Raw genomic sequence first — 15213 nt, 5'->3', positions numbered from 1 at the left:
CTACTCATAGTCGAGACCGTTGGCAAACATTATGAAAAGGACTTTTTTAGTAATATCATTCTTTTTATTTTCAGCTGAAATTTATCCGCAATCTTTGTTGGAAGCAGCCTTGAAAGACCGGTCGAATCTTGTTTCGAAAGAACCGATTAAAATCCACTTGAACAACTATAAGTTCGAGTCACAAGAGTTTTTTGGTTATTTGGGAGTATTGAAAACCCAATTCCCAAAAAAAGATACCATTGAACTAAAAGAACTTATTAGAAAAGTAATGAATTCGAAGACAGATTTGACTACATGGACTGAAAACGAAATCCCAAACAAAATCCTAGTTAAACCCAATGAATTTGTGAAACCAAAAGTCGGACTTGAAAAAATCAAATGGACAACAAGGGAAGAAAAAAAGGCTATTATTAAAGAAATCCGTAAATACAATAAAAATAGCACAATGTGGCCCCGTTATCCCGTTTACTTATCTAGACCAGTTCATTCACGATCTGGTAACTACGCAATAATTGGACTCATTAATGGAGGGAGTACAGGAAAAGTTTCTCTTTATAAAAAGTTAGACGGGAAATGGTCTGTCGTTTCGGACTTAAAACGCTGGGCGTATTAAAAATACTGTGCACAACCAAGGCTATAACTTTTACTCTTAACATCAATGCCGAAAAACTTTATGAGATTGTCAATAACACTATTAATGCTCACCATCTGTCCCTTGATCTTTGCCCAAGATGGGTCGGACATCAACTATATTAAACCAGAAAACCTAGATGACTCCCACATCGAAAAAACCTGTCATATAGACTTTGGGTCAAGATCATTTAGAGGCCAAACTCTGGACACGCTCGAATTGGAAGTCAAAGGTAAGCTTATCAAGTTTGTTGAACGGCGGGTCGACAATGGCTATAACAATTGGTTCAAGGAACAGTATTTGGAAGCAATCACTCCCGGAAAAAATCCGATCATACGATTGAAATATGCTAAAATAGACAGTTTAAGCTCCGAAAAAATACATGTAACGAGTATATTGGGGTATTATCGTGATGGGTTGCCGTTGGATTCCATAACACTGATCCATCATTATTATTTGAGAAAAAACATAGCTGAAATTCTAATTAAACATTGAGAAGAAAAGAAATTTATTGGTTGCTTGGAACAATCACCTTAGTGCTCATTTTGAATCTAGCAATTTTTGGAATTGACGGATTTAAAACCGACTCTACGTTTAGCTTGAATGTTCATGATACATACTACGTGGTTGAAAACATTCAATTTTTATTTCCACTTTTTGTTTTGATGTTTTTTTGCGTTTATAGTATCCGAACACTAGGGCGGAATTTTAAAAATTTGACTGCAAATCTGATTTTAATGATTGTTACTATTCTTTTGATCTTAGTTATCACAGGGTTAAATTCAATCGTTGATTCCCTGGTACAACAAACTTCAGGTTGGACAACATATCCTCCGTTAAGTTCCGAAGAAATTGTATCGGAAATTGAACCTGGGGTCAAACCATATGAAAACAATTTTGGAGTTTTTTCCAATGCAATGCTCATAATCCATATCGTGTTGCTGATTTTATTGGGGTATTGCGGATTTAAAACTGGACTTAATTATAAGCGAAAGGAATAACAAACGTTATACAACAACGGTTATAATCCGCCCTAAAAGTTGATCAAAAAGTCGTATTTTTATGGGGTATCCTATAGACCTATTAATGATGTGCTTTAGGGAGTTAAACCATTTTAAATACCAAAACCCATGACCAAAATATATCTAGTAAAATACATGGCACCGATCATCGTGTTATGTACTATCGGATTGATTTCCTGTAAGGAGAAAAATGCTAAAAAAGTGGCGGTTAAAGAAGATACCACAGCTACCCATTTAAGGGAAGCTCTTACTTTTTATGCCTCTTTTGATACTGGGGTCAATGCCGATTTTGCAGCAGGAGATTCCCTTATGTACACCGTTCCCAACAGAAATGCCCGCGATTCTGCCAGAGCGGGCCTGCACAAACCTGATATTAGTCGCCAAGCGGGAAAGGGCAAATATGGGTATGGGCTTCAATTTACCGAGCGTAGCAAAGGATATATCTACTATCCCAGCACAGGAAACATAGCTTACAGCAAGGAGAATTGGAACGGGGCCATTTCTTTTTGGTTAAGTCTTGATCCCGCCACCGATCTGGAACCAGGGTATTGTGACCCCATTCAAATTACGGATGTCAGTTATAACGATGCCGCTATTTGGGTAGATTTTACCAAAGATAACCCCAGGGATTTTAGATTAGGGGTTATCGGAGATCGAAATAGCTGGAACCCCGAAGGATTGGAAGAGGAAGATGATCTTTTTCTTCCCCAACTCGCAGCCGTTAACAACCCTCCTTTTGCAACAGGAAAATGGACACATGTCCTCATTAACTTTTCCGGATTGAATACCGAAAAAGGCGAAGCTTCCCTTTATATGAACGGGGAACTAAAAGGTTCAAGGTCGGATATTACCGATCCCTTTAGCTGGGAATTGGACCAGTCCAACATCTATATCGGACTAAGTTATATAGGACTTATGGACGATTTGTCCCTTTACAACAGAAAGCTGACCGAAAACGAGATCAAAGCGCTTTATGCTTTGGAAAATGGCGTCCAAACGATTTTGGAATAGCTAAGGACTAATATTCGTTATGTCTGGAAGGTGACCAAACATCTTTGGAAATGTCTTAGGTTGTTCCAAGTCTATGATGGACCGAATATTTTCGTGTTCAAAAGTCCAGCCCACTTCATTTTCGGGCGATCGACCTTGCGCGTGAAGTTCCTCCCCTCAAAATTGGTCGCTGCACCCCTCTTTCTTTTATTGTGGTCACAACCATATTTGAATTTTGTAATTTTACAAAATGATGAAACCTATTTCCCTCACAGATTTTTATGAGCAAATAAAAAGCGACAATCCTCACATCCCCATAGATCAATTGGGCCATTTCAACGTTTTTGAAATCGAGAAAGTGCAAAAGAGAATGGAGCAATCACCAGAGATGCCCTATAACATGCGCACCTATTTCAAGATTAGTCTCATGAAAGGTGCAAACACAGTGGAATATGCGGACAAAACGCTTCATATTGAGAAATATGGATTGTTGTTTACAACACCAAAAATCCCGTACAACTATATTCCAAAAGATGATGACCAATCGGGCTATTTTTGCGTTTTTACCCATGACTTTCTGGCAAGTGAAAATATAAGCGCCACACTGGATTCCCTTCCCATTTTTGGACATGGCGCGCAACCGGTCTTTGAGATTTCGGAAAACGAATACCGGCGTATCGCCTTGATATATAAGAAAATGCTGGAAGAATTGAATTCGGATTACGAGTTCAGGTTTGGTCTATTGCGCACCTATGTGTTAGAATTGATACATCTTGGCCAGAAATTAATGCCAAAACCGGTGCATAGAACCCCTTTAAGTGCGTCCAAACGCATAGTGAGTATCTTTGTGGAATTGTTGGAAAGACAATTCCCTATCGACAATATAGACCAAAGACTCCAATTGCGAAAAGCTGAGGACTACGCCAAGCGACTTGCGGTACATACCAATCATCTGAATAAAACGCTTAAAGAAGAGACGTCCTTCACCACAAAACAGTTTATTAATCTTCGGATCGCCCAAGAGGCAAAAGCGCTTCTTTCCGAAACCGACTGGCCTGTAGCCACTATAGCGGATTGCCTTGCTTTTGAGGAGACTTCACATTTTTCAAATTTTTTCAAAAAGCAGGTAGGGCTAAGTCCATTGAAATTCCGAACCAAACAAACTATTTGATTTTTGCAATTTTTAGTGTGTTTCTTGTAATCACTGCACCTCAAATGTCCTATACTTTTGTGGCATAATTAAAATTATGTCTTATGAAACAAAATAAAATAGCCTTGGTAACCGGTGGAAGCCGGGGACTGGGAAAGAACATGGCCTTGGAGCTAGCAAAAAGAGGATTGGATGTTATCTTAACCTACCATACCAACACCGAGGAAGCTGAAAAAGTAAGCTCGGAAATCAACGCCAACGGCCAAAATGCCGTGGCCCTGCAATTGAATACGGCCAAGATCGATACCTTCCCTGAGTTTATTGAAACTTTGAAAACTACACTCAACAACGAGTTTGGCGCAACGCATTTGGATTATTTGGTAAACAATGCTGGAACTGGGGTATATGCCTCCTTTTTTGATACTACGGAAGAGCAGTTCGATGCCATGATGAATATACATCTAAAGGGACCCCATTTTCTGACCCAAGGGATACTGCCCATTTTGGCCGATGGCGGTGGCATCGTAAATATATCTACGGGACTTACCCGATTTTCATTGCCGGGATATGCCGCCTATTCATCCATGAAAGGTGGTATTGAGGTCTTTACAAAGTACTTGGCCAAGGAACTGGGTGATAGAAACATCAATGCCAATGTGGTTGCTCCAGGAGCCATTGAAACCGATTTTGGCGGTGGTGCCGTAAGGGACAACCAGGATTTGAACAATTATGTAGCTTCCCATACCGCCTTGGGAAGAGCTGGCCTACCGGAGGATATCGGTAGTGTAGTCGCTTTTCTTTGTACGGATGATGCCAAATGGATCAACGCACAGCGTATCGAGGTGTCGGGTGGGCAAAGTATTTAGGGAATCGAATTAAAAAAAACAGTGGCTAACAACAACTATCACCTGCCCACAAGTTGATAAAAAGTAGTATTTTCATTTCCTTTGGCGTGGATGTACCGAGTTTTCCATATATCCTGGAGTTGTGGTGCATTGAGCAGAGTGAAGGATTTAGAAGCATAGATTGAAAAAATATGAAAATAATGTGTCTCAATGGATGGGGTGGAAAGCTCTATGACAAATTGCTTCCATATTTAAAACAAAATAGCCCGGATATCCTGTGCCTCCAGGAAGTTGTGCACACTCCCGCTACAGATAAAGACTGGCTTACTTATAAAGATGGAAATCACATACTTCCTCAAAGAGCTAATTTCTTTCGTGATGTTGAAATGGCGTTACCCGATCACAAAGGTATTTTTTGTCCTGCTGCTCAAGGGGTGCTATGGGATGAGAACGCCAAAATTCCTTCACAATGGGGGCTTGCTACTTTCGTGCGGAAATCTTACCCAATAATCGAACAAACCCAGGGGTTCGTGTATAAATCCTATTCTCCACATGGCTATGGAGAACATCCTCGATCTCGAAGTGCTCACGCGATCAAAGTATTTGATTATAATAAAAACAGCGCTGTGGTTGTTACGCATATGCACGGTCTACGCGACTTAAACGGTAAAATGGACACCCCGGAAAGAGCTATGCAAGCGCATAAACTAGTCTCAATGGCCACAGGCATGGCAGAAAACAACGACCCCTTAATAGTCTGTGGAGACTTCAATGTAGAGCCAAATAGCGAAACCTTAAAAATATTATCCCAAGCCGGATTAACAGATCTGGTTACTACCCTAACCACAAAAGGCACACGTACGTCCTACTACACGAAGCCCAAAAAATATGCGGACTACATGTTTGTAAATAAACATATAAAGGTTTTAAATTTCAATGTCATTTTTGAACCAGAGGTATCCGATCATTGTCCTTTAATTTTGACTATTTAAATTTTTTAAAAACTAAACTGGTGCCTAAAAATTCAAAAACAAAAGAAACGCACCACAATAATGTACAAAACGCATTTTGCACGTACCGTTATAAAACCCTTTGCAACATTAACCATCCATGGATATTTTTAAAATAGAGAAGCATTTTAAACCGGTCAAATCAATACATCGAAGGGAATTGGTAGCACATCTAAACGGACTTAAAAACTATACATTTTCAAAAAAGGGAACCGATTTGAGTGGGACCTTTACCCGTGGGACCGATTTTTTTAAGCTTCCTTTTTCGACTTTGCTGCGGACCAAATTTAAATTTGAAAAGGACAAGTTGATCGGATTCAAAATAGCTCCAAACTTATTGGGCAAGTTTATCCTCATCAGTTATTTATTGATCGGGATTTATCTTCTGATAAAGGCGATTCTGCAATCCGAATTGCAACATCAACTTGGAATGGGCATAACCGGACTAGGTTTTCTAGCGGGAGTTTTCATCGTAAGAAGCGTCCTGTTGAGGGAAACTAAATCAATAAAGAAAAGATTACAATTGGATTAACAACATTTTCCGACCACAACTATACCCTCCGGCAGGTTCATTGCCTCACAAGTTGATCAAAAAGTCGTATTTTCATGGGGTATAGTATGGATATCCGGAGTTTTCTAGATATACAGTAATTGCGCGTAAATTGAGAAAATGGAATACTACGAAAGAATAAATACGGAACGGAATACATTTCTGACCAAAATATTTGAGCCGGAAGAAAATTCTTTGGAATTTGAATTGACAATGGGAATTGTCGGAGAATTAGAAAAGAGCCCTAAAATTCTTGGAGTTGACATTGGACCATCCCGTCCAGTTTATCACAATGAAAATAGCGATGTCTTCAAAGTAATTTTTGACGAGTATATAGCCTATTCTGTAATCAATGAAAGTTACGAAAGTCTAGGCGGAACTGAATATATAGGACAAAGAATTCGGATTTATTCAAAATCCAACTTTTTGGACTACGTAAAAGCGGATACATTCGCATCCCCCAACTATCCAGGAGAATTTAAACATTATGCGTTTATCTCACTAAATCATATTGTGAATGTAGTATCGACTGTTGAACCGAAAATTGAAAAGATAAAATAAAACCTACTTGCAACAATAACCAAAACCTGCCTGCCCACAAAAGGCTAGCGGGTAAGCGGGAATCATAGCCGAGACCGTTAGGCACAATTTAAATTTGCTAAGTGAAATCAATCTTCATCCTATTATTTTTTAGTATTCTCTTTCAAAGCTTTGGACAAAATTCTGAACTGAATTTGAACAACTATTTCTCGGAAACTGAAATTGCGGATTTGAATAGAATGACGGACTTTTTTCAAAGTGAACTCTGTGGAAAAACGGATAGAATCGAGTTTGGCGAGTGTCTAATGGTATCTTTCCCTGAAAATAGGGAATTGTTTCAATACTGTGTAAGTGGACAAATAAGCTATAGGAAACAGAAAAAACTTTATAAAACCTTGAACAACTCCACTTTTAAAAAAATATGGGCATTATGTCCCTCCACAATTTTGATTACTGAGCCTGAGTATGAATATCAAAGTATTTGTTTTAGTGGCGACACTCAATTTTTGGCGTTTATAAAGGCACTTGGAGAACAAAACGAATACCTAAAATATTATGGCCAAAAGCTTGAAAGGATTGGTGGTTTCGATTCAGGAACTTTTTTGTCAGAAAGTATCATCGGACAATCAGAAAAATGGAATTTGGACAATAGAAATGTTCAAATTTTTCTCGCTATCCATTATTTAACCCATAACGATTTGGAGAACAGGGACAAAAAAGCGAAAAGGCTGGAAAAAAGATATAATCGGGACATGATTAAGAAAATTAAAAAAACTGCGCCCAACAAGGGCTATAATTTATAGCTGGTTTTCGTTAACTTCAAACCTAGAAACCATCAACGGCTATAACCGGCAGCCGGAAATCACAATCAAGACCATAAGCCATATGAAATCCACATTTAGTTTACTCATAATAGTGTTCGGATTTTTATCCTGTGTTGCTCAAAACGGGGTGATTAAGGGAGAAATCATTGCTGAAATCCCTGAAGAGAAACAGCTAATTTCAGAAAAAGTAAAGGTCATTTTAACTATTGGAAATATGGAAAAAATTGTTTCGGTTGACCAAAATCTAAATTTTACTTTTCAGCATCTTGAAGCCGACACAATTCGAATTAGAACAGAACCTCACTCATTTGGCCGGAATCATATTCTAATTGGATATTTGAAACCTAACGATACGATAAATGTTAAACTAAACCTCTCTTTAAGCTGTAAATATGCCAACTCCGGGAGCAGCAAAACATGTCCAATTTGCAAAAAAGAGGATGAAGTTATTCCAATGAGTTATGGTATACTGGCAGAAATTACACGGAAAGGAGAACCCGTAAAAACAAACACACGGGAATATAAATATGGCGGATGTGTTAGAACCGGATGTGACCCAAATTGGTATTGTAAGAGAGATGATAATGAATTTTAAAAAACGGTTTACACTAACGGCCGTGACTTGCTTCGAAGTTGGCAAAAAGCAGTATTTTCGGGGTATAGCAAGGTTATATGGACTTTTCTGTATATCCATTAGTTGTAGCCAATTTGGCAAATGAAAAAACTATTAACCATTGTCTTCCTATTCACATCGATTTCAATCTTTGGTCAAAAGGTTGACTTAGGAACTGTTTTTACAATTGAGTTTAATAATCTAAAAAAGAATATGGATTTTAAACTCGAAAAAATGAATGGTTACGATGGTATATTAGACATCTCTGAAATGGACTCAATCATAAAGTCGAATCCAAAAGAGAATCAAATAATTGGAGTATTTGCAAATGGTAAATTTGGTAAAAGCACAAATTCCATGCTTGTTTTAATTAGTGGATTGAATGATAACCTTGATTATGATTTAAGAATCAAAACCCCAAATAAAAGAAGATTTCAAAAGACTTCCACTGTCACTCTCTTTAAAGGTGTAAAATCAATTGAATATTGGCCTTATCAAATTGAGGAAATTGATTTTAAAGAATTTAAAACCATCCCAAAAGAAAATTTTCAAACATTTCAAATTGAAACAAAAATAGATTCAACTTGCATTAAAAATGCTCATAAAAATATTGAGTTTGGAGAACAAGAATTCAAAACTCATCTTAAGTTAGCAATTTCTGAATTTAACAATAATAACGGAAATTTTAAGCTTGATAAAATGACTGAATATGAGAATTCTATGAACTCAGAAGATGTTTCACTTGGACATTTTTGGTCGCTCGGAAAAGGTATTTATCCAAATGAAAAAGAGTTCAAATTCGGTAACCCAATTAGCTACAGAAGAAATGAATGCCCTTACTTTGAAGGAAAATCAAGTTATTTCTACACAAAAGAGAGCAAAAACATTAAAGTTGTTTCATTTAATTGGGAGACATTTAAAGAATCAAATTTTGGAGCTAATCCAAAAATAGAAAAAGATTTGAATGAAAAATTTAATTCTAAATATGACTTTATTGTTACTGTAGTAAGCGAATTATTAGGTAAACCTTTGGATATAGAACAAGAAAAAGATTCTGGAAGAATAGACACGAAATGGAAATCATTAAATGGAATTAAGGCTTACTTGTTCAAGTTTAAAACTTATAATGAAATTAGATTATACATTTACAAAGAATAAAAAAACTAGCTACAACAATGGCTATAAGTAATTGTTTGTACCTGTCTGCTTGCCAAAGTCGAGAATCATACACCAACCATTATAAAACATTTAAAAATTGAGTTCTGCAGGCCACATATTGGATATGATAAGGCGTATTAGACAAAACAAGTCTTTACGCGCATCGAACCGTCAAAAATTTAAGGGAGACAATAGGGAGACCATTCATACTGGAACGGAAAAAAATAGCAAAGCCACATTCAAGGACATTCCGGAAAAACAAGTAAAAGCAAGCATAAAACGAATTCAAGAAGAAGCCAAATCCAAAAGGCGAAAAGAACTTGTTTTTTATGTTACCTTTTCGGTGCTCGTCGCTGCGGCCATTTTTTATGCATTGTTGCCGTCGAACAACTATTCAGCAAACCCTAAGGCCAAAAGTCTACGTTGGGATGGGTATGCGGCCAAATCCATAGAATGGGGCGGTAAAGCATCCGAGCCTTTAAAAATTCCCTTCTCAAATTTTCTTTATGTCCCGGTCGTTAGAAGTATGGAATATAAAGTCGAAATAAATAGAACTTACCGGATATTTCCTCCAAATATGGTCGTTGACAATACAAGGAACATTCTCTTTTTTGATAAAGACAGTATTGCCCTCGGTAAACTTCTCCCCCAAAATGGTTCTATCTCATTCATGCTCGTAGGTCCGGACGGACCTAATGCCGGACCAAAAAAAATAGTCTACTCAATCGCTGAGAAGGACTCGGATGACGATGGTATAGTTGCTGAGGGCGATCGACACTTTTTGTACATTTCGGACCTAAACGGTAAGCATCTTACAAAAATTACGGACCGGGGAATCAGAAGCTTCCAGTGGATCAACCAGGGCAAGGAACTACTAATTAGGTTTAGCCAACAGCAAGAAATAAAGGATAGCATGTACGGTGTATATCATACGGAAACCAAACAAATGATGTTGACCAATAAACCTGATAAAGAGGATTAAAAGGTTGCCGATAATAGCTATACCCATTGCCTCGCAAGTTAGCCAAAAAGTAGTATTTTCATGGGGTAGCGCATGGACATAAGGTAGTTGTCCATAAGCTTAAAAAAATGGAACGAATAGGAAGAATTAATAGAAGAAGGATTTATTACGTTCAGATTAGAAACACCTTGGAATGAACGAAATCAGAAGGTTTATTGAAAATATCACTCCCATTAACGATTCCGATTGGCAGTTTTTTTCCTCAAAATTGCAGGAAGTAAAACTCAAAAAGCACTCGATTTTATTGAATTTTGGAGCGATTGAAAACCATTTGTCCTTTATAGCAAAAGGAATAGTCAGGTTTTATGTTCCAAGGGAAGAATTTGATTTGACTTTTGGCTTTTTGTTCGAAAATGAATTTGTCACGGGTTATGATTCATTTTTAACACAAACCCCTTCCGAATACCAGATTGAAACCTTGACTGAAACCATTTTGTGGAAAATTTCCCACCAAGACTTGCAGGAGGTCTATGAAAGAACAGGCAGCGGAAATATTATCGGGCGCAAAATGGCCGAAAATATGTTTTTAATAAAGTCGAAGCGAGAACTTTCGTTATTAAGTAAAACAGCGGAAGAACGATATTTGGACCTATTCTCTGACCGTCCCAAGTTATTCCAGCAAATTCCATTAAAATATATTGCTTCCTATATTGGTATTACTCCACAGGCATTGAGCAGAATAAGAAGGCGCATTAGTTAACCTGGGTTCATTGTTTTCAGCTGCACGTTTTCCGAAATTTGTATTTCAACAATCCAGAAAAACATGAAACCACTAATTGTACTTTTGACAAGTTTTGTACTCTTAATTTTTGCAATTAAGATGGTCAGAAAAGAATATGACTTTGCCTTATCAGCAAGAATAGCAATGTCAATAATGCTTCTTTTTACGGCCATTGGGCATTTTGCATTTACACAAGGCATGTCCATGATGATCCCCAAATTTATTCCTTATAAAGAAAGTTTGATTTACCTAACCGGAATATTTGAAATAGTACTGGCAGTAGGGTTACTAATTCCGAAGCTAAAAGTACTGACCGGATGGGCCCTTATAATATTTCTCCTGTTCCTATTACCTGCTAATATATATGCTTCCGTAAATCATGTGAATTATCAAAAAGGAACGTTTGATGGTCCAGGAATTACATACTTATTGTTTAGAATCCCTTTACAAATACTTTTTATTGTTTGGGTGTATGTCAGTACAATCAAAATACGATTGTAAAAGGCGATAGCCAAGGGTTAAGAAGGTGTATGGCCCATTGCGGATGAGTCCCACCTCTAAATTCATTGCAATTCTTTACATTTCCATTAAGGTGATTCAAGCCTTTGAAAATACGGGCCGTTTATTAAGGAATAAAAGTTCAAAAAACGACTGGAAAGTGAGGGCATAAGTTCGTCATTGTGTTTCAGCCATCTTTATTTCTGTTATTTCAAAGAAATCTGCACAAATATCCTCCGTTTCAAAAGATTCGTAGATAAAACCGCTGAATACTACACGCACACCATCAATTTCAAATTCTTCACTAAGATTACAAGGACTCAAGATTCCTATTGGGTTGCGATCTAGCTGCTCATCTGGATCAATAATAAATCCACAGACCTCATTCATTACCAATGTTCCATTTACCTTTTCTACCGTGGCCACTATACGTCTGCCACTTTCTTGATAGCACCCTGGTATAGGATTATCATCGGAGCACCCAAAGAATAAAACCATGCTTATTATCAATGCTACTTTTTCCATACTTTTATTCTAGGATACCAAAATTAGCATTAGTTGCTTTTAACTGGTTATAAATGCTTAAAGTTCAAATAAAGGATAAGAAATTCTATAGCTTAGAGATAACCGAATAAGAACATACAATTGCGTATATGAAAAAACTAATCATTCTTTTTTTAATAGTTTCGACAGGAAGCTACGGTCAAATCAAAGAGACCAATGAAAAGTTGATAGACCGCATCAAAACAACCAAATCATCAAGGACTATTGAAAAACAGATAGTAGGAGTTTGGGAGTTCAAGGGACTAATGGATTCAACAAAAAGTAAAGTCATCGGGGAGAGGAGACTAAGAGTTAATGATACAATAACCGCAATTGAATATGTTGAGAGGCCCAGCATTGAGATTAAAGTAGATGGTACGTATTCGGAATATAACTGTCCTGGAGAATGTGAAACTGGTAAATGGAGTTATGATAAAGGAGAAAAAGTATTGAAGTTCAAATTCAAAGAACCAAAATACAGCGTCCCAATTGACAATCTTGCGCCTGGACTTTTAGAGAAACTGAAGGCCAATGGTCAATTAATAGTATTTGAAGGTGATGAATGGGAAATCAAAGATATAACACAAGACGAACTGATTATCATTGAGCATTTACCCCATAACGAATTTGAGCTTTTGTATAATTTAAGGGTATACCGGAAGAAATAACTCATATTACAAATTTAAATATAAGGATGAGGAAGATTCTATTTATAATATTTGTATTATCAATTAGTAAGAGTTTTGCATGCACCTGTTATAGGACAGAGCTAAAAAAGGAATTAAGGCGTACAAGCTCGATTTTGCATATAAAGGTTCTAAAGATTGAATATGTATCTAAAGGCGATATTTTGACCGTTGAAGAACACAAATACCTTGAGGTTAAGTTTGAATCTGAGCCTCAGATCCTTAATGCATTAGAACGCAAATCTGTCACCAAGGTTGAAATAGAAATTATCGATTCTTATAAGGGAGATATAGATGCAACTAGTTTGACAATTTATACTTCCATGCACGGTCCATCCTGCGGCTACTTTGGTTTTGAAGAAGGAAAAGAATTCATTGTCTTCCTAAACCCGGAAAGACTGTCCAAGAGATTATTTGGGGATTATAATAATGGTATTAACAGAAATCGATTATGGACCAACCGTTGTAGTAGGACGGCGGAGTTTGATAAAACAAAAGCTGTTGAAATAAGAGAAGGATTGAAAAGCCTTGACTAAAGCTCAAATAAACGATGCTGAATAATCGTGAAAAACATGAGAAGTTATGTATAGACCTCTAGTGGTGATACAAAAGAAGACTGTTCCATATTTGAACAAGTTGGACTATATTGGAACCACAAGATTTTGAAAATCACATCATATTATGAAAAGCTATAAAATCACCCTAATAGTTCTTCTGGTGGCAGTTGTCAGTTGTCGATGTCAGCAAAGCCCGGAAAAGAAGGATGAAAAAAATCTTCCTGTTGAAGTTGTGGAGACGATTGAAAAGCGCATTTCGGTCGGTGCCACCCCCAGTATTGCATTAGCCGTAATTGATTCATCAGGCGTTCATTACTTCAACTTTGGCAAAACCTCCTATGATGGTACCGAAGTGGACGAATATACGATCTATGAAATTGGATCAATTTCGAAAGTCTTTACGGGGATAATGCTTGCACGGCAAGTTTTGGACGGCGATATCAGGCTGGATGATCGAATAAACGACCTGCTTCCCGATAGCATAACAGTTCCGGTTACGGGGAATAGTGAAATTACAATAGGGAACCTCACGGACCATACATCGGGTCTTCCTCGAATGCCCAACAACTTTGAGCCCGCAAATCCCAACAATCCCTATGCCGATTATACCGTAGAGAAGATGTACGGGTTTATCTCGAATTACCAACCTGTCCGGGCGGTAGGTTCCGAATATGAATATTCAAATCTTGCTCAAGGACTATTGGGTCATCTCCTGGCAACCAACAAGAATACCACATATGAAGATTTAATGGTGCGGACCATTGCAGATCCACTGGAAATGAACGACACTCGAATTGAATTTACCCAGAGAATGAAGGAAAATTTGGCCTTGGGCCATAATGATGGAAAAGTTGTTGAGAATTGGGACATACCCACCTTAGCTGGTGCGGGAGCCATTAGAAGTTCAACCAGTGACATGGGCAAGTTCATTTCTGGCAATCTAGGTTATGAGGATTCACCCTTAAGGGCGGCTATGGAGCTATCCCATGAGGTCAGGCACAAAAAGGCAGGTGCTATGTCCGTAGCAATGGCGTGGCATATCAAGAAAGGAGAGAACGGTGATGTGATCTGGCATAATGGGGGAACAGGCGGATACAGGACCTTTGCCGGATTTGTTAAGGAAACAGGTAAAGGAGTGGTACTTCTTTCAAATTCCTCAACAGGTGCCGATGATATTGGATTCTATTTACTTGACCCTGGATCAGAACTGGCTGATCCAAAATCCAAGAGCGAGGCAGTCGAATTATCCGAATCCGCACTTCAGAAATATATTGGGGTGTATGAACTGCAACCCGAATTCAAAATAACCATTACAAAAGAGGGCGCACAGTTATTTGGACAAGCCACAGGACAAGGGAAATTCGAGATATATCCTGAGAGCGACACCGTATTTTTTCTGACCGTGGTCGAGGCAAAAATTTCCTTTCAGCTAAAAGAAGGAAATGTTGAGGGCTTAACACTTTTTCAAGGTGGGCAGGAAATACAGGGAAAGAAAATTGAATAATTTCAAGCGAATTGGTCGGTACTTCTGGTTTGGATGTTTCGGGGATTCAAAGGCAGAAGATTTCGAAGGCTGCCTACGACAGGCACCACAAATAATAAAGTTCAAATAAACGATTAAATGAAGGTAGTAAACGGGCATTGTATTGAAGTGAAAAAGATAGTCTTGAGGGTAAAACCAAGCCTCCCGAACCAGTTATGTTAGCGGTGAAAAACAACAGGTCCAATTGAACGATAAATGGACGTTGCCATTTAAAGCAAATTTAGAGAATAAGGAATAGTATGTTAATTGGTAGGGCAGAAAGTACTCAAGCCAAACCAATTATCTATGAAAGAAACTGCATAAGATAAATA

Annotated in this window: 19 protein-coding genes; 18 read left to right on the top strand and 1 reads right to left on the bottom strand. The window is 37.8% G+C overall.

Annotated features, from left to right (window positions below):
* Positions 1-31: 31 nt before the first annotated feature.
* From ACRD67_RS01830 to ACRD67_RS01760, 15 genes are all read left to right on the top strand, one after another.
* A complete protein-coding gene (locus ACRD67_RS01830) occupies positions 32-613 on the top strand; it encodes a hypothetical protein (protein ID WP_430965325.1) in 582 nt (193 codons plus the stop codon).
* A 60-nt stretch (positions 614-673) separates the two neighbouring features.
* Entirely contained in the window at positions 674-1126 is a 453-nt protein-coding gene (locus ACRD67_RS01825) for a hypothetical protein (protein WP_430965324.1), read from the top strand.
* Positions 1123-1632, top strand: coding sequence for a hypothetical protein (locus ACRD67_RS01820; protein ID WP_430965323.1), 510 nt, complete (start codon positions 1123-1125; stop codon positions 1630-1632). Before ACRD67_RS01825 ends, ACRD67_RS01820 begins: the two co-directional genes overlap by 4 nt.
* Before the next feature lie 129 nt (positions 1633-1761).
* Positions 1762-2664 (top strand): LamG-like jellyroll fold domain-containing protein, encoded by a 903-nt coding sequence (locus ACRD67_RS01815; RefSeq protein ID WP_430965322.1) that lies wholly within the window; start codon positions 1762-1764, stop codon positions 2662-2664.
* A 229-nt stretch (positions 2665-2893) separates the two neighbouring features.
* On the top strand, positions 2894-3814 hold the full coding sequence (locus ACRD67_RS01810; RefSeq protein WP_430965321.1) for a helix-turn-helix domain-containing protein: 921 nt from the start codon (positions 2894-2896) through the stop codon (positions 3812-3814).
* An 83-nt stretch (positions 3815-3897) separates the two neighbouring features.
* Positions 3898-4659: an SDR family NAD(P)-dependent oxidoreductase gene (locus ACRD67_RS01805; RefSeq protein WP_430965320.1), complete on the top strand. Its 762-nt coding sequence runs from the start codon at positions 3898-3900 to the stop codon at positions 4657-4659.
* A gap of 170 nt (positions 4660-4829) precedes the next feature.
* Entirely contained in the window at positions 4830-5630 is an 801-nt protein-coding gene (locus ACRD67_RS01800; RefSeq protein ID WP_430965319.1) for an endonuclease/exonuclease/phosphatase family protein, read from the top strand.
* 118 nt (positions 5631-5748) lie between these two features.
* Positions 5749-6180 carry a hypothetical protein gene (locus ACRD67_RS01795; protein WP_430965318.1) on the top strand — a complete coding sequence of 144 codons (432 nt, stop codon included), beginning with the start codon at positions 5749-5751 and terminating at the stop codon, positions 6178-6180.
* A 138-nt stretch (positions 6181-6318) separates the two neighbouring features.
* A complete protein-coding gene (locus tag ACRD67_RS01790) occupies positions 6319-6759 on the top strand; it encodes a hypothetical protein (RefSeq protein ID WP_430965317.1) in 441 nt (146 codons plus the stop codon).
* 101 nt (positions 6760-6860) lie between these two features.
* The gene (locus ACRD67_RS01785; protein ID WP_430965316.1) at positions 6861-7541 is read left to right on the top strand and encodes a hypothetical protein; all 681 of its coding nucleotides are present in this window, start codon (positions 6861-6863) and stop codon (positions 7539-7541) included.
* An 82-nt stretch (positions 7542-7623) separates the two neighbouring features.
* Positions 7624-8157, top strand: coding sequence for a hypothetical protein (locus ACRD67_RS01780; protein ID WP_430965315.1), 534 nt, complete (start codon positions 7624-7626; stop codon positions 8155-8157).
* A gap of 120 nt (positions 8158-8277) precedes the next feature.
* The gene (locus ACRD67_RS01775; protein ID WP_430965314.1) at positions 8278-9333 is read left to right on the top strand and encodes a hypothetical protein; all 1056 of its coding nucleotides are present in this window, start codon (positions 8278-8280) and stop codon (positions 9331-9333) included.
* Between the two features lie 97 nt (positions 9334-9430).
* On the top strand, positions 9431-10315 hold the full coding sequence (locus ACRD67_RS01770) for a hypothetical protein (RefSeq protein WP_430965313.1): 885 nt from the start codon (positions 9431-9433) through the stop codon (positions 10313-10315).
* A 172-nt stretch (positions 10316-10487) separates the two neighbouring features.
* Positions 10488-11054: a Crp/Fnr family transcriptional regulator gene (locus ACRD67_RS01765; protein WP_430965312.1), complete on the top strand. Its 567-nt coding sequence runs from the start codon at positions 10488-10490 to the stop codon at positions 11052-11054.
* A 63-nt stretch (positions 11055-11117) separates the two neighbouring features.
* Entirely contained in the window at positions 11118-11576 is a 459-nt protein-coding gene (locus ACRD67_RS01760; RefSeq protein ID WP_430965311.1) for a DoxX family protein, read from the top strand.
* Between the two features lie 174 nt (positions 11577-11750).
* Here the strand turns inward: ACRD67_RS01760 and ACRD67_RS01755 are convergent, their stop codons facing one another.
* The gene (locus tag ACRD67_RS01755) at positions 11751-12098 is read right to left on the bottom strand and encodes a hypothetical protein (RefSeq protein WP_430965310.1); all 348 of its coding nucleotides are present in this window, start codon (positions 12096-12098) and stop codon (positions 11751-11753) included.
* 128 nt (positions 12099-12226) lie between these two features.
* Here ACRD67_RS01755 and ACRD67_RS01750 point away from each other — a divergent pair, with 128 nt between their 5' ends.
* From ACRD67_RS01750 to ACRD67_RS01740, 3 genes are all read left to right on the top strand, one after another.
* Entirely contained in the window at positions 12227-12784 is a 558-nt protein-coding gene (locus ACRD67_RS01750) for a hypothetical protein (RefSeq protein ID WP_430965309.1), read from the top strand.
* Positions 12785-12810: 26 nt separating this feature from the next.
* Positions 12811-13338, top strand: a complete 528-nt coding sequence (locus tag ACRD67_RS01745; protein ID WP_430965308.1) for a hypothetical protein — start codon at positions 12811-12813, stop codon at positions 13336-13338.
* A gap of 145 nt (positions 13339-13483) precedes the next feature.
* Complete coding sequence (locus ACRD67_RS01740) at positions 13484-14863, top strand: serine hydrolase (protein ID WP_430965307.1); 1380 nt, start codon at positions 13484-13486, stop codon at positions 14861-14863.
* Positions 14864-15213: the final 350 nt, after the last annotated feature.

It is taken from the genome of Eudoraea algarum (assembly GCF_050589645.1).
Classification (GTDB): Bacteria; Bacteroidota; Bacteroidia; order Flavobacteriales; family Flavobacteriaceae; genus JBNGOQ01.
Note: the sequence above shows the minus strand (reverse complement) of the source record. Positions and strands in the feature narration are given on the sequence as shown.